Genomic DNA, 18,430 nt, shown 5'->3' with positions numbered 1-18,430 from the left:
TCATGGGAGCCCAGCTCCGGGTCTACAAGCGTCGCATCCGATCCGTCAGCGCGACCAAGAAGATCACGAAGGCGATGGAGATGATCGCCGCCTCGCGCGTCGTCAAGGCGCAGCGCAAGGTGGCGGCCTCCACGCCGTACGCGACCGAGCTGACGCGCGCGGTCACGGCGGTCGGCACCGGCTCGAACACCAAGCACCCGCTCACCACGGAGGCGGAGAACCCGGCCCGTGCCGCGGTCCTGCTCCTCACGAGCGACCGTGGCCTCGCCGGCGCCTTCAACTCCAACGCCATCAAGACGGCGGAGCAGCTGACCGAGCGCCTGGAGCGCGAGGGCAAGCAGGTCGACACGTACATCGTCGGCCGGCGCGGTGTCGCCCACTACAACTTCCGCGAGCGCAAGATCGCGGAGTCGTTCACGGGCTTCACGGACGAGCCGTCGTACGCGGACGCCAAGAAGGTCGCGGCGCCCCTGATCGAGGCTATCGAGAAGGACACGGCCGAGGGAGGTGTGGACGAACTCCACATCGTCTTCACCGAGTTCGTCTCGATGATGACGCAGACGGCGCTGGATGCCCGGCTCCTTCCGCTGCGCCTCGAAGAGGTCGCGCAGGAGACGGCGCCGAAGGGCGAGATCCTGCCGCTGTACGACTTCGAGCCCTCGGCGGAGGACGTCCTCGACGCCCTGCTGCCGCGCTACGTGGAGAGCCGTATCTACAACGCGCTGCTCCAGTCGGCCGCTTCGAAGCACGCCGCCACGCGGCGCGCGATGAAGTCGGCCACCGACAACGCGGGTGAGCTGATCAACACGCTCTCCCGTCTTGCCAACGCGGCCCGCCAGGCCGAAATCACCCAGGAAATCAGCGAGATCGTCGGTGGCGCGAGCGCCCTCGCCGACGCGACCGCGGGGAGTGACCGATAAATGACCACCACTGTTGAGACCGCGACGGCTACGGGCCGCGTCGCCCGGGTCATCGGCCCGGTCGTCGACGTGGAGTTCCCCGTCGACGCGATGCCGGACATCTACAACGCCCTGCACGTCGAGGTCGCCGACCCGGCGAACGAGGGCCAGAAGAAGACGCTGACCCTGGAGGTCGCCCAGCACCTGGGTGACGGCCTGGTCCGCACCATCTCCATGCAGCCCACCGACGGTCTGGTCCGCCAGGCCGCGGTGACGGACACCGGCTCCGCCATCTCCGTCCCGGTCGGCGATTTCACCAAGGGCAAGGTGTTCAACACCCTCGGTGAGGTGCTGAACGTCGACGAGTCCTACGACGGCGAGCGCTGGCCGATCCACCGCAAGGCCCCGAACTTCGACGAGCTCGAGTCCAAGACCGAGATGTTCGAGACGGGCGTCAAGGTCATCGACCTGCTCACCCCGTACGTCAAGGGCGGCAAGATCGGCCTGTTCGGCGGTGCCGGCGTCGGCAAGACGGTGCTCATCCAGGAGATGATCTACCGTGTCGCCAACAACCACGACGGTGTCTCCGTGTTCGCCGGTGTCGGTGAGCGCACCCGTGAGGGCAACGACCTCATCGAGGAGATGACCGACTCGGGCGTCATCGACAAGACCGCCCTGGTCTTCGGTCAGATGGACGAGCCCCCGGGCACCCGTCTGCGCGTCGCGCTGGCCGGCCTCACCATGGCCGAGTACTTCCGTGACGTCCAGAAGCAGGACGTGCTGTTCTTCATCGACAACATCTTCCGCTTCACGCAGGCCGGCTCCGAGGTCTCCACGCTGCTCGGCCGTATGCCGTCCGCGGTGGGTTACCAGCCGAACCTGGCCGACGAGATGGGTCTCCTCCAGGAGCGCATCACCTCGACCCGCGGTCACTCGATCACCTCGATGCAGGCGATCTACGTCCCCGCCGACGACCTGACCGACCCGGCCCCGGCGACCACCTTCGCCCACCTCGACGCGACGACGGTGCTGTCCCGTCCGATCTCCGAGAAGGGCATCTACCCGGCCGTGGACCCGCTGGACTCCACGTCCCGCATCCTGGACCCGCGGTACATCGCGCAGGACCACTACAACGCGGCCATGCGCGTCAAGAACATCCTGCAGAAGTACAAGGACCTCCAGGACATCATCGCGATCCTCGGTATCGACGAGCTGGGCGAGGAGGACAAGCTCGTCGTCCACCGTGCCCGTCGCGTGGAGCGCTTCCTGTCCCAGAACACCCACGTCGCCAAGCAGTTCACGGGCGTGGACGGTTCGGACGTCCCGCTGGAGGAGACGATCGCGGCGTTCAACGCGATCTGCGACGGCGAGTACGACCACTTCCCGGAGCAGGCGTTCTTCATGTGCGGTGGCCTCGAGGACCTCAAGGCCAACGCCAAGGAGCTGGGCGTCTCCTGAGCCTCGTGCTCGTGTGAGGGGGCGGGCGCGTCCCGCCCCCTCTGCCACGCCCTCTAGAATTGACCCCAACACCCGGCACCCCTGCCGGGTGGTGACCCGAGGAGCCACCCTTGGCTGCTGAGCTGCACGTCGAGCTGGTCGCCGCCGACCGCCAGGTCTGGTCCGGCGAGGCCACCCTGGTCGTCGCGCGCACCACGTCCGGCGACATCGGCGTCATGCCCGGTCACCAGCCGCTGCTCGGTGTGCTGGAGTCGGGCCCGGTGACCATCCGTACGAGTGATGGTGGAACGGTCGTCGCCGCGGTGCACGGCGGTTTCATCTCGTTCGCGGACGACAAGCTGTCGCTGCTGGCCGAGATCGCCGAGCTGTCGGACGAGATCGATGTCCAGCGCACGGAGCGGGAGCTGGAGCGCGCGAAGGCGGAGGGCGACGCCGCCGCCGAGCGCCGCGCGGATGTCCGCCTGCGTGCGGCGGCGGCGAGCTGAGCCCGTTCAGTTCGCCTGCCGGATGACGTCACTCAGCCGCGGTCGGCCCGGAGCAATCCGGTGCCGGTCGCGGCTGAGGCAGATGTGGGTGTTTTTTAGGTTTCATTACTCAGTAACAGAAGCAGTTCCCCTACCTAGGAGACGAGGAGGTCGGTGCCGATGGTCCTCGCTCTGACTGTGTGCGGGGTCGTGGTCGCGCTCGTGGTGGTGGGACTGTTCCTGTTCGGGCTGCGCCGCCGACTGATCCAGCGCTCCGGCGGCACGTTCGACTGTTCCCTGCGCTGGGACGTGGCCGAGAAGCCGGACAGCAGCGGCAAGGGCTGGTCCTACGGCGTCGCCCGCTACAACGGCGACCGCATCGAGTGGTACCGCGTCTTCTCCTACGGCTTCCGCCCGCGCCGCACCCTGGAGCGCGCCGCCATCGAGGTGGCCGGGCGCCGGCTGCCCGACGGCGAGGAGGAGCTGGCGCTGCTGTCCGACGCGGTGGTCCTCGCCTGTACGCACCGGGGCACGCGCCTCGAACTCGCCATGAGCGAAGACGCGCTGACCGGATTCCTCGCGTGGCTGGAGGCAGCCCCGCCTGGACAGCGAGTGAATGTGGCGTAGCCACATTCACTCGCTGGGTGGGGGTCCCCCGGACGAAGTCTGGGGGAGCGTCAACGTCGCTTAAGGCTCTTACGGGTACTACAGGTTGCTGCTGATGGCGTTCACCAGCTCACCGTTGCTGGTGTCGCCGCTGAACTCCCAGAAGAACGCGCCGCCGAGCCCCTGGGACTTGGCCCAGCTCATCTTCCCGGCGATGGTCGACGGGGTGTCGTACGACCACCAGTTGCTGCCGCAGTGCGCGTAGGCCGTCCCGGCAATGGTGCCGGTGACCGGGCAGGACGTCTTGAGCACCTTGTAGTCCTCAATGCCCTGCTCGTAGGTGCCGGCCGCGGGCCCCGTGGCCGTGCCGCCCGGGGCGTCCTGGGTGACGCCGGTCCAGCCGCGGCCGTAGAGGCCGATGCCGATGAGCAGCTTGGACGCGGGGACGCCGGCGGACTTGTACTTGGCGATCGCGTCGGCCGTGTCGAAACCGGCCTTCGGCATGCCCGAGTACGAGGTGAGCGGCGAGTGCGGGGCGGTCGGGCCCTGGGCGTCCCAGGCGCCGAAGAAGTCGTACGACATCACGTTGAACCAGTCGGCGTACTGTGACGCGCCCGCGTAGTCCGCGGCCTCGATCTTGCCGCCGGAGGAGCCGTCGGCGGTGACCGCGGCCGTGACCAGCTTGCTGCTGCCGAACTTGGCGCGCAGCGCGGCCAGCACGTTCTTGAAGGCAGCCGCCCCGCTGGTGTCGCAGGACAGCCCGCAGGCGTTCGGGTACTCCCAGTCGATGTCGATGCCGTCGAACACATCGGCCCAGCGGGGGTCGTTGACCAGGTTGTAGCAGGAGTCCGCGAACGCGGCGGGGTTGGCCGCCGCCTGGGCGAAGCCGCCGGACCAGGTCCAGCCGCCGAAGGACCACAGCACCTTCAGGTTCGGGTACTTGGCCTTCAGCTCGCGCAGCTGGTTGAAGTTGCCGGCCAGCGGCTGGTCCCAGGTGTCCGCGGCGCCGCTGACCGACTGGTCGGCGGTGAACGTCTTCTGGTAGTCGGCGTAGGCGTCACCGATCGCGCACTGGCCGTTCGTCACGTTGCCGAAGGCGTAGTTGATGTGCGTGATCTTGGCGGCCGAGCCGGACGTCACCAGGTTCTTGACGTTGTAGTTGCGGCCGTAGATGCCCCACTCGGTGAAGTAGCCGAGCTTGACCTTGTCGCCGGCGGGCGGGGGAGTGGTGGTGCCGCCGGTGGTGTGCACCGCGACCGCGCCGCTGACCGGGCCGGTCTGGTCGGCGGTGTCGCGGGCCTGCACGGTGTAGGAGTAGTCGGTGCCGGCGGTCAGGCCGGTGTCCGTGTACGAGGTCGCCGTCACCGTGGAGACGACCTTGCCGTCGCGCAGGACGTCGTAGTTCTTTATGCCCTTGTCGTCGGTGGCGGCGCCCCAGCTGAGCTTCACCGAGGTGTCGGTGACGCCGGACGCGGTGGGAGTGCCGGGCGCGCTCGGCGGGTTGTCGCCGGGGACCGTCGTGCCGTCGCAACTGCCGCCGTTCAGCTTGCAGTTGGACGGGGATCCGGAGCCCGCGCCGTTGAAGCCGAAGGAGACCGAGGCGCCGGGGGCGAGGGTGCCGTTGTAGGACTTGTTCTTCGCCGTCCAGTGGGTGCCGGAGCTGGTGACGTCCGCGTCCCAGGCCGAGGTGACGGACGTACCGGAGGGGAAGTCCCACTCGACCGTCCAGGAGCTGATGCTGCTGGAACCCGTGTTCTTGATGGTCCACTGACCGCCGAAGCCGGTTCCCCAGTCGGTGGTCTTGGTGTAGCTCGCCGTCGCGTTCGTCGCGGCCTGGGCGGGGCCCGCGAGACCGACGAGGCCGGCCACGGGGAGCAACAGGGTCGCGAGACCTGCCGCGGCTCTGTGTCTGAAGCGCATGCTGCGCCTCCCTCATGTAGGGGTGGGGTGTCCGGGGCATGACTGAGCCTTCACGCCCACGGTGCTGCGAGAGTAGAAAGGTCTGGACCACAGGTCAATAGGTCTGGACCACTCACTCAGCACGTCCGCTAGATCCCCAACTCCTGGGCCAGCACGGCCGCTTGGACCCGGCTGCGCAGCTCCAGCTTGGCCAGCAGCCGGCTGACGTGCGTCTTCACCGTGCCCTCGGCCATGTGCAGCCGCTTTGCGATCCCGGCGTTCGACAGGCCCTCGCCGATGCAGGACAGCACCTCGCGCTCCCGCCGGGTCAGCCCCTCCAGCACCGCTGGATCGGCCCTCGTCCCGCGCGCCGGCACCGCGGCGAACTCGGCGATCAGCCGCCGGGTCACCGCCGGGGCGACGATCCCCTCCCCGCGCGCCACCGTCCGCACCGCCGCCAGCAGATCGCGTGCCTCGGTGTGCTTCAGCAGGAACCCGGCCGCTCCCGCCCGGAGCGCCCCGAACACATACGCGTCCAGGTCGAAGGTGGTCAGCACGAGCACGTCCGCGAGCCCCTCCGCGACGATCCGCCGGGTCGCCGACACCCCGTCCAGGCGCGGCATCTGCACGTCCATCAGGACGAGATCCGGCCGCAGTTCCCGGGCCAGCTCGACCGCCTGCTCGCCGTCCGCCGCCTCCCCGGCCACCTCGATGTCGGGGGCGCTGCGCAGGATCAGCACGAGCCCGGCGCGGACGGCGGACTGGTCCTCGGCGACGAGGACCCGGATGGCGGGGGTCATGCGGGGTCTCCTTGGTCGAGCGGAAGAGCGGCGCGCACGGCCCACCGGCCGCCGCCCGGCCCGGGTTCGGGGCCGGCCTCGAAACTGCCGCCGAGCAGCGCGGCCCGCTCCCGCATCCCGGCGAGCCCGGAGCCCGAGCCGGGCGCGCGCGGGCTGTCACCGGGCCGGTAGGGGCTGCTCACCCCGATGTGCAGGCTGCCGTCGTCCTGCCGCAGGGTGACCCGGACCTCCCCGTCGGCCGCGTGCTTGAGCGCGTTGGTCAGCGACTCCTGCACGATCCGGTAGGCGGCCAGTTCGACCGGCGCGGGCACCCGGCCGTGGCCATCCTCGAGCAGGACCTCCAGCCCGTTGGCGCGGGCGCCCTTCACCAGGGCGGCCAGGCCGTCCAGCGTCGGCGTCGCGGCCGGCTCCTCGTCGCCGCTGCCGTCCCGCAGGATGCCGATCAGCCGGCGCATCTCGGCCAGCCCCTCCACGCTGTTCTCGCGGATCACGGCGAGGGCGTCCCGGGAGGTCTGCGGATCGTCGAGCGAGAGCGCGGCCGTGGAGTGAATGGCGATCGCCGACAGGTGGTTGGCGACCATGTCGTGCAACTCCCGTGCCATCCGCGCCCGTTCGGCGGTGACCGCCTGCGCCCGGTCCAGCTCGGCCAGCAGCGCGGTCTGTTCGGCGCGCAGCCGCGCCGTCTCGGCGGCGTCCCGGTGATTGCGCACCACCCAGCCGGTCGCGGCCGGAGCGAACGCGACCACTCCGACGCCCACACCGATCAGCAGGCCCTGCGAGTTGCGCCAGAGCGCGGCGGGCACGAGCCCGCCGAGCACGGTCAGCATCCCGGTGATCCAGGGGATGCGGCGGGCGGAGGACGGGCTGCCGTACAGGACGGCGGCGTACATCAGGTCGGTGTACATGACGATGGTGACGACGTTGCCCAGGGTCACCGTGTCCAGGGTCAGCGCGAGCGTGCCGGCCAGCAGCCCGGCACGGGGCCGGGTGCGGCGCAGCGGCTCGCACGCGGCGGTCGCCATCAGCGGCAGCAGCGGGGCCCAGGACGCCGGCCACTGCACCAGCGGGTCGGAGGGCACCCGCGAATGGATCCCGAGGGCCCACAGCAGCACCCCGCCGAACAGCCCGCCCAGGGCGATGCGCAGGTCGTCACGGTGGGGGCGGGGGAGTGCGGGTGGCATGCCCCCATCCAACACGGCCGAAGATCCGCGCGCGTGCTCCCCGGGAAGGGTTCCGGACTGCAACTTTCGCTTACGGCGACGTCGACCGTGACGACGACGAAACCGGACGGCGCGGCTGCGAGGCTCGTCGGGGCGACGGGAAGGAGCGAGCCGTGATCGTCGGTTTGGTCATCACCTGTGAGGTGGCGTTCTGGCTGCTGCTGGCCGCCGGGCTGGCGGTCCGCTACCTGCTGAAGCGGCGCCGTACGAGCGTGGCGCTGCTGCTGTGCGAGCCACTGCTGGAGGTCGTGCTGTTCGTCGCGACGGCGGTGGACCTCGAGCGCGGCGCCCGGCCGAGCTGGGAACACGGCCTGGCCGCGCTCTACCTCGGCTTCACCGTCGGCTACGGCCGCCACACGATCCGCTTGCTGGACGGCCGCGCGGCCCACCGCCTCGCGGGTGCGCCCCGGCCGGCGAAACCGCCCAGGTACGGCCTCGCCCGGGCCAGGCACGAGGGACGCCTGTGGCTGCGCACGCTCCTGGCCGCGGCCGTGGCCCTCGCCCTGCTCCAGACGGCGATCGAGTACGTCGGCGAGGGAACCGCCACCGGCCCGCTGCGGTCCTGGCAATGGGCAGCACTGCGGATCGTCGCCATTCACGGTGTCATCGCCCTGACCTACCTCCTGTGGCCCAGGAAGCCGCCGGCCGGCCCTGCCGCCCGCGAGAGGGAGGGCCGTACGCTGACCGGGCGATGAGGAGGGCGCATGAGTGACAGGGCGGGTTCCGGTGCGGTGCTGGTCGTCGACGACGACGCGGCGATCCGGCGCTCGCTGGAGCGCGGCCTGAGGCTCGGCGGCTTCTCGGTGACGACCGCCGCCGACGGCTCCGAGGCGCTGGCCGCGATCGAGGCCACCGCGCCCGATGTCCTGGTGCTCGACGTGTCCATGCCCGGCATGAGCGGCATCGAGGTGTGCACCCGGCTCCGCGCCGCGGGCCGCGACCTGCCCGTGCTGATGCTCTCGGCGCTGGACGAGACCGCCGACCGGATCGCCGGGCTCCAAGCGGGCGGTGACGACTACCTGGTCAAGCCGTTCGCCCTGCAGGAACTGGAGCTGCGGCTGCGCGCCCTGCTGCGCCGCCGACCGCCGGCCGACGGTGGCCGGACGGAGCTGCTGCGGGCGGCGGGCCTGGTGATCGACCCGGCCGCCCGCACCGCCGAGCGCGACGGCACCCCGCTGGAGCTGACCCGGCGCGAGTTCGAGCTGCTCGAGGTCCTCGTCCGCAACGCTGGCCTCGTCCTCACCCGCGACCAGTTGCTGGACCGGGTGTGGGGATACGACTTCGAGGTGCGCACCGACGCCGTCGACACCTTCGTCAGCTACCTGCGGCGCAAACTGGAGGCGCAGGGCCGCGCCCGGCTGATCCACACGGTCCGGGGCGTCGGCTTCGTACTGCGGGAACCCCGGGAGCCCCGGAAACTACGGGAACGCGACGAACCGGGGGACGCACCGTGAGACTCTCCGCCCGCATCGGCCTCGCCGTCGGCTGCACCGTCCCGCTGCTGGTGCTGGCCGGCGGCTGGCTGCTGCTGCACCTGGTCGCCCTCGATCTGCACCGGGCCGAGGACCAGCACCTGCGCCGGCGTGCGACGGCCCTCGCCCCCGACGCCCGCGCGCTGCTGCGGGCCGCGGCGAACGGTCACCCCAAGGCCGCCGATACCCGGGAACGGCAGCTGTTCGACGCGGCCCTCGACGTCGGCGTACGCGTGATCGGCCAGGACACGGCCTTCAGCGGCGGCCCGCAGCCCGGCCCCGCGGTGACGCTGCCCGAGCGGACCTCCGGGTTCGTCACCGTGCACGGCGGCGGGCGCAGCTGGCGTGCCCTGGCCCGGCCGGTGCAGGCCGGCCCGGCCTCCGGCACGCTGTGGCTCTTCTCGCCCGACATCGCGGGCCGCGTGCAGATCCCGCTCGTGCGGCGCCGGGTCGTCGTCACCGCGATACTCGCCGCACCCCTGTCCGGGCTGCTCGCCTGGGGCCTGGCCGCCGGGGTGAGCGCGCCGCTGCGCCGCCTCACCCGCCGTACCGCGGGCCTCGATCCGCGCACCAGCGCGACCCGGCTGCCCGAGGAGCGCACCGGGGTGCGGGAGGTCGACGAACTGGCCGCCACGCTGCGCGTCGTCCTCGCCCGCTACGACGAGCAGGCCGCCCGCACCGGCCAGGCCCTGGACACCGCCCGTTCCTTCTCCGCGGCGGCCGCGCACGAACTGCGCACCCCGCTGATGAGCATGGGCACCAACCTCGACATCCTCGCCGCCCACCCCCGTCTGCCGGAGCCGGACCGCGCCGAGGTGGTCGCCGACCTGAGCCGCGAACACGCCCGGCTGCTCGGGCTGCTGGTGATGCTGCGGGACCTGGGGCGCGGTGACCTGGTGGAGGCGGAGGCGTTCGGTGCCGTCGATCTCGCCGAGGTCGCCGACGCGGCCGTGGCCGAGGCCCGGCGCCGCGCCCCGGACGCGGACATCGTCCTGGACGCGGCACCGGGGCTCACCGTGCACGGCTGGGAGCCGGGACTGCGGCTGCTGCTGGACAACCTGCTGGCCAACGCCCTCGCCCACGGCCGGGACGGGGAGGGCCGGGTGCGGGTGCGGGTGGGCGTGGGCGTGCCGGGCGGCACCGGAGAGGTCCTTCTCACCGTGGACGATCACGGTCCCGGCGTCCCGGCCGACGCCCGCGCCCGCGTCTTCGAGCGCTTCCAGCGGGGCCCGGACAGCGCGGGCTCCGGCCTCGGCCTCACCCTCGTCGCCCAGCAGGCGGCGCTGCACCGGGGGAGCGTCACCGTCACGGACGGGCCCGGCGGCACCGGCGCCCGCTTCGTCGTACGGCTGCCCTCCGACGGCGGCGGCCTGCCCGGCCGACGGGACTGGCTGATCGGCACAGCCGGGGCAAACCGGTCACAGAGTTTCCCCAAAGACCCTGCCTAGCGTCCGTCGTGACGGACGGACGCGATGGCCGTCCGGGGACTGAACGGAGAGGCAGATGTACATAGGACGAGGGACGCGCACGCTCCTCGCGGGATGCGCGGTGGTGGCCGTACTCGCCGGCACGACCGGCGCGGCGGCGGCCGACAGCAGCCCGAGGCCGGCCCCCACCGGTGACGGCGCGGCGGCGCTGTGCAAGCGGGTGCCGAAGATCGACCGCCGCATCGAGCGGGCCCTGAAGCGGCTGGACGCCGGGCCCGGCCGGCGCGGCTCGGTCGCCCGGCTCGAGCAGCGCGTGGACAACGCGAAGAAGGCGGGTCACACGGCGATCGCCACGTATCTCCAGGACCGGCTGGACTTCCGCAAGTCGCTGGTGACGAACCTGAAGCAGCGGCAGAAGGACCTCACCGGCGTCGCCACCTGGTGCAAGGACAACGACATGGGCAAGGCCGCGACGGGCGGCGGGGCCGAGGCGGCGGGCTGATGCGGGCCCGGCACGCCGCGCTGCCGGCGGTGGCCCTGCTCGTGGCGCTCACCGCCGGCTGCGCGCACCACACCGGCGCGGCCCCGAGGACAACACCGGCCCCCTCCGGCACGCCCTCGGGATACGCGCAGATGCAGCAGAAGGTGAACGCGGCCGAGTCGGAGGCCGCGGCGGCCGACCGGGACGCGACGAGCGACGCGGACCGGTGACCGGGTGGGGAGCGGGGGCGCGCCCAGCGGGACGCGCGCTCGGCGCGGGGGTGTGCTCAGCGCTCCCCACCGGGGACCCACAGCACGTCCCCGACCTCCTTGTTGGCGATTCGCGCCAGGATGAACAGCAGGTCGGACAGGCGGTTGAGGTAGGTCGCGGTCAGGGGGTTCATCGTCTCGCCGTGGGCCTCCAGGGCCGTCCAGGTGGAGCGCTCGGCCCGGCGTACGACCGTGCAGGCCTGGTGGAGGAGGGCTGCGCCGGGGGTGCCCCCGGGCAGGATGAAGGACCGCAGCTTCTCCAGCTGCTCGTTGAAGCGGTCGCAGTCCGCCTCCAGCTTGTCGATGTAGAACTGCTCGACCCTGAGCGGCGGGAACCCGGGATTCTCCACCACCGGCGTCGACAGGTCCGCACCCACGTCGAACAGGTCGTTCTGGACGCGGGTGAGGACCTTCACGACCGCCTCGTCCAGGCCGCCCAGCGCGATCGCGGTGCCGATCACCGCGTTGGCCTCGTTGGCGTCGGCGTAGGCCGAGATCCGGAGGTCGGTCTTGGCGACCCGGCTCATGTCACCGAGCGCGGTGGTGCCCTTGTCGCCGGTCCTGGTGTAGATACGCGTCAGATTGACCATACGGCCAGCGTAGTTACGCCCCGGCCGTCCGGAACACTCGTGTGCCCACCGTCACGGCCAGGGCCGCGAAGCCGACGGCGACGAGGACGCCGTAGAGCATGTGCGCGCTCGCGTAGTGGCCGACGTACGCGTCGCGAACCGCGTCCACCAGATAGCGGAACGGGACGCAGTGCGAGAGCACGTCCAGCCAGGCGGGCGCGAGGGTCATCGGGAGCATCAGGCCGGACAGCAGCATCGACGGCATCGACACCGCGTTGATGAGCGGGCCGAACTCCTGCGGGGTGCGGACCTTCATCCCCAGCGCGTACGACAGCGAGGCCAGCGACAGCGTGAGCAGGGCGACGAACGCGAAGCCGGTCAGGATGCCCGCGAGCGGTGCGCGCAGCCCCATCACCAGTGCGGCCAGCACCAGCAGCACCGCCTGGAAGACGAAGACCGTGGCGTCGCGCAGCACCCGGCCGAGCAGCAGGGCGAGCCGGCTGACCGGGGTCACCCGCATCCGCTCCAGCACCCCCTGACCCTTCTCGACGATGATCGTGAAGCCCGCGAACAGGGCGCCGAACAGGCCGAGTTGGAGCAGCAGACCGGGCACGAGCACCTGCCAGGAGCTGCCGCCCGCGCCCAGCGGCAGACGTGTGAGCAGCGGGCCGTAGAAGAGGAGGTAGAGCAGCGGGGTGAGCACGCCGAAGAGCAGCGCGAAGCGGGAGCGCAGGGACTGGCGCAGATAGCGGCCGTAGATGAGGGCCGTGTCGTTCAGCAGCATCTTCTCGGGATCCCTAGACGGCTACGGGGGTGGCGTCGGCCGCGGCGGGGCCGCGGCCGGTGATGGCGAGGAAGGTGTCCTGGAGGGTGGCGTCGAGCGAGCCGCCGTGCCGCAGCTTGAGCGCGCCCGGCGTGCCCTCGGCGGCGACCGCGCCCCGGTCGACGATCACCAGGCGGTCGGCGAGGGCGTCGGCCTCGTCCAGGTAGTGCGTGGTCAGGAACACGGTCGTGCCGTGCTCGTCGCGCAGCCGGCGCACCAGGTCCCACAGGTCGGCGCGGCTGCCGGGGTCGAGGCCGGTCGTCGGCTCGTCCAGGAAGAGGACCTTCGGGCGGTGGGTGAGCGCCATCGCGATGTCCAGCCGGCGCCGCTGGCCGCCGGAGAGCGCGCCGGTCTTCCGGTCGAGGAGGCCGACGAGGTCGAGTTCGCGCGCCAGTTCCTCGGCCCGCGCGACCGCCTCGGCCTTCGACAGGCGGTACATCCGCCCCTGGGTGACCAGTTCCTCCCGCACGGTGATCTGCGGATCGACCCCGCCGGACTGGGCGACGTACCCGCTCACCGCGCGCACCCCCGCCGGGTCGGTCGCCAGGTCGTGTCCGGCGACGGCCGCCGCGCCGCCGGTCGGCTTCAGCAGGGTGGTGAGCATCCGCAGGGTGGTCGTCTTGCCGGCGCCGTTGGGCCCGAGGAAGCCGAGGATCTCGCCCTCGCGGACGGTGAGGTCGACGCCCCGGACGGCCTCGACGGGGCCGGCCTTGGTCTGGAAGGTGCGGGCGAGGCCCGCCGCGCTGATGACTGCTGGCATGCGGACCAGAAAAACAGAGTCCCTGAAAATTTGCAACGACACCAAGTTTGCATCAGGCCCAAGTTTTCATGAGCCCCAGCGAAGCTAGGATGCGGGGCATGGCAGAGGGGCTCAGGGAACGGAAGAAACGGCAGACCCGGCAGTACATCTCGGACGTCGCCACGGGTCTGTTCGTCGAGCGCGGCTTCGACGCGGTCACGGTCGCGGAGATCGCCGAGGCGGCGAACGTCTCCGTCAACACCGTCTACAACTACTTCCCGGCCAAGGAGGACCTCTTCTTCGACCGCTCCGCCGGCATGGTCGACCGCCTCGCCCGCTGGGTCCGCGGCCGCCCCGAGGGCGAGTCGGCCGCCGCCGCCGTCCTGCGCGAACTGCGCGAGGAGGTCGAGGCCGTCTCCCCCCGGGTCGGCCTGCTCTCCGGCTACGCCGTCTTCATGAGGGTCATCGAGGAGGCCCCCGCCCTGCGCTCCCGTCTCTGGGCCCTCGCCCAGGAGGTCCAGGGCAACCTGGAAGAGGTCCTCCGCGAGGAGACCGGCGCACCCGCCGACGACGAACTGCCGCACCTGATGGCCGGTCAGATCAGCTGGATCCACGGCACGGTCATCGCGGTCATCGGCCGCGAGATGGTGAAGGGCCGCGACCCGCGCGAGGTGTCACGAGAGGTGCTGGTGCTGCTGGACGAGATCGAGGACCTGCTGAGCGAACGGGTCCTCGGCTATGCGGTAGCGCGCCGCTAGCGGAACGGGGACGGCGGAGGGCTCAACTGCTGCGATTTCCTCGACCAGTTCACCACAGTGCGCGTTCTCCGTAGGCATCCGTCCGCGGAGCGTAGTGGTCAGATCGGGTGCAATGTGCCGGTTCCGTGAGAAAAGGTGCCGCCAAACTCCGCGAACCCGCGCGGAATTGGGGCTCCGTGACGGGCGTCTCACTCCCTGAGACCGTGACACGCGTTACTAACCGCTCACACACCGCCGTCAGAGCGCTATGGTCCGCCGGAGAAGCAGACTTGGAGCGCATTCGAGGGAGTCGTCAGTGGCACGGAAGCTTGCCGTCATCGGGGCCGGTCTCATGGGGTCCGGCATCGCTCAGGTCGCGGCACAGGCGGGCTGGGACGTCGTCCTGCGTGACGTCACCGACGAGGCACTCAAGCGCGGCACCGACGGCATCAAGGCCTCGTACGACAAGTTCGTGAGCAAGGGGAAGATGGAGGCGCACGACGCCGACGCCTCCCTGGCCCGCATCACCGCGACCACCGACCTGGACGCCGCCGCCGACGCGGACGTCGTGGTCGAGGCCGTCTTCGAGAAGCTCGAGGTCAAGCACGAGATCTTCCGCGCGCTCGACAAGATCGTGCGCCCGGAGGCCGTGCTCGCCTCCAACACCTCCGCCATCCCGATCACCAAGATCGCGGCGGCCACCGAGCACCCCGAGCGCGTCGTCGGCGTCCACTTCTTCTCGCCGGTGCCGATGATGCAGCTGGTCGAGCTGGTCCGCGGCTACAAGACGAGCGACGAAACCCTCGCCACCGCGCGGGAGTTCGCCGAGTCCGTCGGCAAGACCTGCATCGTCGTCAACCGGGACGTGGCGGGCTTCGTCACCACCCGGCTCATCTCCGCCCTCGTCGTCGAGGCCACCAAGCTCTACGAGTCGGGCGTCGCCACCGCCGAGGACATCGACCTCGCCTGCAAGCTGGGCTTCGGCCACGCCATGGGCCCGCTCGCCACCGCCGACCTCACCGGTGTCGACATCCTGCTGCACGCCACCAGCAACATCTACACCGAGTCCCAGGACGAGAAGTTCGCCCCGCCGGAGCTGATGCGCCGGATGGTGGACGCCGGTGACATCGGCCGCAAGAGCGGGCAGGGCTTCTACACGTACTGAAACGCGGCCGTAGGCGCCCAAGCCGGACATCCACCCCGGGAATATCACCCCCCGGGGTGAATTCGGTATCGGTTCGCTTACAAGCAGCAACCGCACCCCCACTCGCACAGTCAGACCGGGCACAGCACCGACAGCAGCTACAGCGTCGACAACTGCGACAGCACCGACACCATCGACATCGAATACGCCAACCTCACTCAACGGGGAGCGCATATGCACATCAGGGGCGACCATGCCGAGCTGGTCGTCGGGGGCCGCCTCGACGTCCGCAGCGCGGCGGACGCCCGTACGGCCCTGCACCTGGCCGTCGATCACGGGGTCGGCGACCTGGTGCTCGACCTGTCCGAACTGGACTCCTGGGACGCCACCGGACTCGGGGTGATCATGGGTGCCCATCGGCGGGCCGGCCGCTGCGGTCGCCGTCTGGTGCTGCGCGGTGTCCCGCCCCAGATGCAGCGCCTGCTGGTGGCCACCCGGCTGCACCGCATCCTCGCCATCGAGGGCGGCATCGGGGTGGAGTCGCTGCCCCGGGTGTGATCCGCCGGACGGCCGGGGCGCATGCGCACGTCGAGGGCAATCCTCACGAGACTGTGACCTCTCGGACCGTACGGCACCCCGCCCTGTCGGAGATACTGAGCGAAGGTTTAGGGTTCGGTCGCCCGCTGCCTCGCAACCCTCGACCGAGCGGGTCCGGACCAGAAGCGACAGCGCAGTGTGCGACAAGGCCGGGAGGGGCCGGAATCCGGGCACACGACGCTTTTGGGGGGCTTGAATCCCATGGAATCCAGGGAACCCTTGGACCCGATCGACCCGGGACACCCGGGACCCGAGGAGTACGGCCAGGCGCACAGCCGCCGCCCGCCCCGGGAATCCCTCACCGCCGACTTCGGCCAGAGCACGCCCGCGCTCGCCCGCACGGCGCAGGTCGTCTGCGGTGATCTGCTGCTGACCGTCAACCCCGTCGACGGCAGCGAGATAGAGCCCTGCCCGCCGGCCCAGCGCCCCGGCGGGCCCCGTAAGCGCACCGCCGCCGAGCGCGCCGAGACCGAGCGGGCCGCCCGGCCGCCCGTGCCGGCCGGCCCCGCCCAGCCGGCCCTGTCCCTGCTCGAGCGGCAGGACGAACGCGAGCGCCTGGTCCGGCTGCTGGCCCGTGGCCGCTCCGTCCGGCTCACCGGCCCCGGCGGCTCCGGCCGCACCGCCCTGCTCGACCTGGTCGCCGAGGACTGCCTGGACCTCGCCCCCGACGGCGTGGTCCGGCTCTCCGGCTTCCACCGCACCGCCGGCGAACTGCTCCACGACCTCTTCCGCGCCGTCTACGACGCCCCCGGCCACCGCCCGGAACGCGACGAACTGCACGCCCTCGTCGCGGAGATCGGAGCCGTCGTCGTCCTGGACGACATCGAGTTCGGCGGCACCGCCCTGGACGAACTCCTCGACACCGCCCGTGAGTGCGCCTTCCTGATCGGCGCCACCCCCGACGTGCCCGCCCCCTCCGCCGAGTCCCAGGTCGAGGAGGTCTTCCTCAGCGGCCTCGACCGCGCCGGCGGCGTGGAGATCCTGGAGCGGACCGTCGGCCGCGTCCTCACCGAGGAGGAGGCCAACTGGGCCGGTGACCTGTGGTTCGAGTCGGAGGGGCTGCCGCTCAGGTTCGTCCAGGCCGGCGCCCTGCTCAGGCAGCGCGACGAACTGCGCTCCGGCGCCGGGGCGGTGGACGAGTACGGCGTCTTCGAGGACGTGCGCCAGCAGGCGGCACCGGAGGCGCAGGAGGCGGAGGCCGTGCCGCTGCCCTCGCTCGGTGAGGCCGCCGCGCCCGCCCCGCTGCTCGCCTCCCGGCTCAGCGCCTCCGCCCGCGCCACCCTGCGCTTCGCGGTCGCCCTCGGCGGCGAGGTGCCGCACCAGGCGCATCTGCCCGCGCTGGTCGGCGACACCCACGCCGACGCCGCCCTCGGCGAGCTGGCCACCTGCGGACTGGTCTCCCCGGTCGGCTCCCGCTACCGCCTCGCGGCCGGGGTACCGGCCCAGCTGGAGGCCGCCGGATACGCCGACGACGCCGGGGACCGGGCGCTCGCCGCCGCCGAGCACTACGCCTGGTGGTCCGGCCATCCCTCGGTCACCCCCGAGCGGGTGGGCGCGGAGGCCGACGCGCTGCTGGCCGCGCTCACCGCGGTCGTCCCGCACACCGTGCCGACGGCCGAGGGCGAGGAGAACTGTGCGGTGCGGCTCGCCCGTACGGCCGCGCCCGCCTTCGCCGCCGGACTGCACTGGGGTGCCTGGGAACGCGCGCTGCGCACCGGTGCGGAAGCCTCCCGGCTGGCCGGCGAGGTACATGAACAGGCCTATTTCCACCACGAGTTGGGTGTGCTCGCGCTCTGCGGCGGACAGCTCGACCGGGCGCGCGCCGAACTGGAGGCGTCCCTCGGGCTGCGCGGTGCGCTCGCCGACAAGCGGGGCACCGTCGCCGGGCGCCGGGCCCTCGCCCTGGTCGCCGACCGTTCCGGCGAGCTGCCCGGGCCGGCGGCCATGGCGGGGGAGGAGCTGCCGGAGACACGGCACGAGGAGTCGGCCCCGCCGCCGTACACCCCCCTCGGCGACCCCCTGGTGACCCGTCAGCTCCCGGTGGCTCCGGCCGGCGCCGACAGCCGTGCCGGGGGCATCCGCCGGATGGCCCGCCGCAACCTGGTGGCGGCGGGCTCCGGCGCGCTGCTCGCCGCCGTGCTCGGCACCGTCGTCACGCTCGGCATGACGTCCAACGAGAACGCCGACAAGAACCCCTCGAACAAGGTCGGCGTCAACCCCTCCATCAGCCAGGGCACGGGCGACGGCACCCTGGGCGCGGACCCGAACCAGGGCACCGGCGGCACGACGGGTGCGGCCACCGGCCGGCCGGTGACCGGCGGCGCCCGCGGCACCTCCGGCACCGCGGGCGGCCCGGCGCCGTCGACCACGGACCCGGCCCGGCCGTCGGAGAGCATCAGTCCCTCCGGCTCCGGCTCGACCTCGGCCCCGCCGTCCAAGTCGCCCAAGCCGTCGGGGTCCTCCAGTTCGAGCGGCGGCTCGACCACCGGTACCGGTGGCGGCACCGGGGGCACCGGCACGGGCGGCTCCACCGGCACGACGACCGGCGGCACCGGCACGAACGGCGGCTCCACGGGCACGACGACCGGCGGCACCGGCACGGGCGGGTCCACCGGCACGACCGGGGGCACCGGCACGAACGGCGGCTCCACGGGCACCACCGGAGGGACCACGACCGGCGGCGGTACGACGGGCGGCACCGGGAGCACCTCGACGGGCGGCTCCACCGGCAGCACGACGAGCGGTACGGGCGGGACGACCAGCAGCGCCTCGGCGTCCCAGAGCGCACCGCAGCCGTCCGGCACGGTGGCCTGACACGCTTGTGCC

General features: G+C 71.9%; 19 protein-coding genes. 13 read left to right on the top strand and 6 right to left on the bottom strand.

The window, feature by feature from the left end; all coding sequences use genetic code 11:
• The first annotated feature begins 2 nt into the window (after positions 1 to 2).
• From A6P39_RS15275 to A6P39_RS15260, 4 genes are all read left to right on the top strand, one after another.
• The gene (locus A6P39_RS15275; RefSeq protein ID WP_067054218.1) at positions 3 to 920 is read left to right on the top strand and encodes a F0F1 ATP synthase subunit gamma; all 918 of its coding nucleotides are present in this window, start codon (positions 3 to 5) and stop codon (positions 918 to 920) included.
• Positions 921 to 2,357 carry a F0F1 ATP synthase subunit beta gene (gene atpD, locus A6P39_RS15270; RefSeq protein ID WP_067054216.1) on the top strand — a complete coding sequence of 479 codons (1,437 nt, stop codon included), beginning with the start codon at positions 921 to 923 and terminating at the stop codon, positions 2,355 to 2,357.
• Between the two features lie 110 nt (positions 2,358 to 2,467).
• Positions 2,468 to 2,842 carry a F0F1 ATP synthase subunit epsilon gene (locus A6P39_RS15265; protein ID WP_067054215.1) on the top strand — a complete coding sequence of 125 codons (375 nt, stop codon included), beginning with the start codon at positions 2,468 to 2,470 and terminating at the stop codon, positions 2,840 to 2,842.
• A gap of 159 nt (positions 2,843 to 3,001) precedes the next feature.
• Positions 3,002 to 3,448 (top strand): DUF2550 domain-containing protein, encoded by a 447-nt coding sequence (locus tag A6P39_RS15260; protein WP_067054213.1) that lies wholly within the window; start codon positions 3,002 to 3,004, stop codon positions 3,446 to 3,448.
• Between the two features lie 78 nt (positions 3,449 to 3,526).
• Here A6P39_RS15260 and A6P39_RS15255 read toward each other — a convergent pair whose 3' ends face one another.
• From A6P39_RS15255 to A6P39_RS15245, 3 genes are all read right to left on the bottom strand, one after another.
• Positions 3,527 to 5,347, bottom strand: a complete 1,821-nt coding sequence (locus tag A6P39_RS15255) for a glycoside hydrolase family 18 chitinase (protein WP_067054211.1) — start codon at positions 5,345 to 5,347, stop codon at positions 3,527 to 3,529.
• Between the two features lie 128 nt (positions 5,348 to 5,475).
• Complete coding sequence (locus tag A6P39_RS15250; protein WP_067054209.1) at positions 5,476 to 6,126, bottom strand: response regulator; 651 nt, start codon at positions 6,124 to 6,126, stop codon at positions 5,476 to 5,478.
• Positions 6,123 to 7,307, bottom strand: coding sequence for a sensor histidine kinase (locus A6P39_RS15245; protein ID WP_067054207.1), 1,185 nt, complete (start codon positions 7,305 to 7,307; stop codon positions 6,123 to 6,125). The genes A6P39_RS15250 and A6P39_RS15245 overlap by 4 nt, the downstream gene beginning before the upstream one ends.
• A 152-nt stretch (positions 7,308 to 7,459) precedes the next feature.
• Here A6P39_RS15245 and A6P39_RS15240 point away from each other — a divergent pair, with 152 nt between their 5' ends.
• Genes A6P39_RS15240 through A6P39_RS15220 form a run of 5 tightly spaced genes read left to right on the top strand, consistent with a single transcriptional unit; the run spans position 7,460 to position 10,956 of the window.
• Positions 7,460 to 8,041, top strand: coding sequence for a hypothetical protein (locus A6P39_RS15240; protein ID WP_067054205.1), 582 nt, complete (start codon positions 7,460 to 7,462; stop codon positions 8,039 to 8,041).
• A 9-nt stretch (positions 8,042 to 8,050) separates the two neighbouring features.
• Positions 8,051 to 8,800 (top strand): response regulator transcription factor, encoded by a 750-nt coding sequence (locus A6P39_RS15235; protein WP_067054203.1) that lies wholly within the window; start codon positions 8,051 to 8,053, stop codon positions 8,798 to 8,800.
• Positions 8,797 to 10,266: a sensor histidine kinase gene (locus A6P39_RS15230; RefSeq protein WP_067054201.1), complete on the top strand. Its 1,470-nt coding sequence runs from the start codon at positions 8,797 to 8,799 to the stop codon at positions 10,264 to 10,266. Before A6P39_RS15235 ends, A6P39_RS15230 begins: the two co-directional genes overlap by 4 nt.
• A 55-nt stretch (positions 10,267 to 10,321) precedes the next feature.
• A complete protein-coding gene (locus A6P39_RS15225) occupies positions 10,322 to 10,747 on the top strand; it encodes a hypothetical protein (RefSeq protein WP_067054199.1) in 426 nt (141 codons plus the stop codon).
• Positions 10,747 to 10,956, top strand: coding sequence for a hypothetical protein (locus A6P39_RS15220; protein WP_067054197.1), 210 nt, complete (start codon positions 10,747 to 10,749; stop codon positions 10,954 to 10,956). Before A6P39_RS15225 ends, A6P39_RS15220 begins: the two co-directional genes overlap by 1 nt.
• Before the next feature lie 56 nt (positions 10,957 to 11,012).
• Here the strand turns inward: A6P39_RS15220 and A6P39_RS15215 are convergent, their stop codons facing one another.
• Genes A6P39_RS15215 through A6P39_RS15205 form a run of 3 tightly spaced genes read right to left on the bottom strand, consistent with a single transcriptional unit; the run spans position 11,013 to position 13,147 of the window.
• Complete coding sequence (locus A6P39_RS15215) at positions 11,013 to 11,585, bottom strand: cob(I)yrinic acid a,c-diamide adenosyltransferase (RefSeq protein ID WP_067054195.1); 573 nt, start codon at positions 11,583 to 11,585, stop codon at positions 11,013 to 11,015.
• Between the two features lie 13 nt (positions 11,586 to 11,598).
• Positions 11,599 to 12,348 (bottom strand): ABC transporter permease, encoded by a 750-nt coding sequence (locus A6P39_RS15210; RefSeq protein ID WP_067054193.1) that lies wholly within the window; start codon positions 12,346 to 12,348, stop codon positions 11,599 to 11,601.
• 13 nt (positions 12,349 to 12,361) lie between these two features.
• On the bottom strand, positions 12,362 to 13,147 hold the full coding sequence (locus A6P39_RS15205; protein WP_067054191.1) for an ABC transporter ATP-binding protein: 786 nt from the start codon (positions 13,145 to 13,147) through the stop codon (positions 12,362 to 12,364).
• A gap of 98 nt (positions 13,148 to 13,245) precedes the next feature.
• Here A6P39_RS15205 and A6P39_RS15200 point away from each other — a divergent pair, with 98 nt between their 5' ends.
• The 4 genes from A6P39_RS15200 (at position 13,246) to A6P39_RS15185 (ending at position 18,418) form a co-directional block, all read left to right on the top strand.
• Entirely contained in the window at positions 13,246 to 13,884 is a 639-nt protein-coding gene (locus A6P39_RS15200) for a TetR/AcrR family transcriptional regulator (RefSeq protein ID WP_067054371.1), read from the top strand.
• A gap of 295 nt (positions 13,885 to 14,179) precedes the next feature.
• Positions 14,180 to 15,028: a 3-hydroxyacyl-CoA dehydrogenase family protein gene (locus tag A6P39_RS15195; protein WP_067054189.1), complete on the top strand. Its 849-nt coding sequence runs from the start codon at positions 14,180 to 14,182 to the stop codon at positions 15,026 to 15,028.
• A gap of 213 nt (positions 15,029 to 15,241) precedes the next feature.
• Positions 15,242 to 15,565, top strand: a complete 324-nt coding sequence (locus A6P39_RS15190) for an STAS domain-containing protein (protein WP_067054182.1) — start codon at positions 15,242 to 15,244, stop codon at positions 15,563 to 15,565.
• Positions 15,566 to 15,805: 240 nt separating this feature from the next.
• Positions 15,806 to 18,418, top strand: a complete 2,613-nt coding sequence (locus A6P39_RS15185) for an AAA family ATPase (RefSeq protein ID WP_067054181.1) — start codon at positions 15,806 to 15,808, stop codon at positions 18,416 to 18,418.
• The last annotated feature ends 12 nt before the right edge of the window (positions 18,419 to 18,430 follow it).

This window comes from Streptomyces sp. FXJ1.172 (assembly GCF_001636945.3).
Lineage (GTDB): Bacteria > Actinomycetota > Actinomycetes > Streptomycetales > Streptomycetaceae > Streptomyces.
This window is presented reverse-complemented; position numbering and strand designations above follow the sequence as displayed.

What these genes read in the sequence shown, in the direction of transcription:
- A6P39_RS15275 (WP_067054218.1), top strand. Translation starts at nt 3, where the DNA reads ATGGGAGCCCAGCTCCGGGTCTACAAGCGTCGCATCCGATCCGTCAGC.
- atpD (WP_067054216.1), top strand. Translation starts at nt 921, where the DNA reads ATGACCACCACTGTTGAGACCGCGACGGCTACGGGCCGCGTCGCCCGG.
- A6P39_RS15260 (WP_067054213.1), top strand. Translation starts at nt 3,002, where the DNA reads ATGGTCCTCGCTCTGACTGTGTGCGGGGTCGTGGTCGCGCTCGTGGTG.
- A6P39_RS15255 (WP_067054211.1), bottom strand. Translation starts at nt 5,347, where the DNA reads ATGCGCTTCAGACACAGAGCCGCGGCAGGTCTCGCGACCCTGTTGCTC.
- A6P39_RS15250 (WP_067054209.1), bottom strand. Translation starts at nt 6,126, where the DNA reads ATGACCCCCGCCATCCGGGTCCTCGTCGCCGAGGACCAGTCCGCCGTC.
- A6P39_RS15245 (WP_067054207.1), bottom strand. Translation starts at nt 7,307, where the DNA reads ATGCCACCCGCACTCCCCCGCCCCCACCGTGACGACCTGCGCATCGCC.
- A6P39_RS15235 (WP_067054203.1), top strand. Translation starts at nt 8,051, where the DNA reads ATGAGTGACAGGGCGGGTTCCGGTGCGGTGCTGGTCGTCGACGACGAC.
- A6P39_RS15225 (WP_067054199.1), top strand. Translation starts at nt 10,322, where the DNA reads ATGTACATAGGACGAGGGACGCGCACGCTCCTCGCGGGATGCGCGGTG.
- A6P39_RS15220 (WP_067054197.1), top strand. Translation starts at nt 10,747, where the DNA reads ATGCGGGCCCGGCACGCCGCGCTGCCGGCGGTGGCCCTGCTCGTGGCG.
- A6P39_RS15215 (WP_067054195.1), bottom strand. Translation starts at nt 11,585, where the DNA reads ATGGTCAATCTGACGCGTATCTACACCAGGACCGGCGACAAGGGCACC.
- A6P39_RS15210 (WP_067054193.1), bottom strand. Translation starts at nt 12,348, where the DNA reads ATGCTGCTGAACGACACGGCCCTCATCTACGGCCGCTATCTGCGCCAG.
- A6P39_RS15205 (WP_067054191.1), bottom strand. Translation starts at nt 13,147, where the DNA reads ATGCCAGCAGTCATCAGCGCGGCGGGCCTCGCCCGCACCTTCCAGACC.
- A6P39_RS15200 (WP_067054371.1), top strand. Translation starts at nt 13,246, where the DNA reads ATGGCAGAGGGGCTCAGGGAACGGAAGAAACGGCAGACCCGGCAGTAC.
- A6P39_RS15190 (WP_067054182.1), top strand. Translation starts at nt 15,242, where the DNA reads ATGCACATCAGGGGCGACCATGCCGAGCTGGTCGTCGGGGGCCGCCTC.
- A6P39_RS15185 (WP_067054181.1), top strand. Translation starts at nt 15,806, where the DNA reads ATGGAATCCAGGGAACCCTTGGACCCGATCGACCCGGGACACCCGGGA.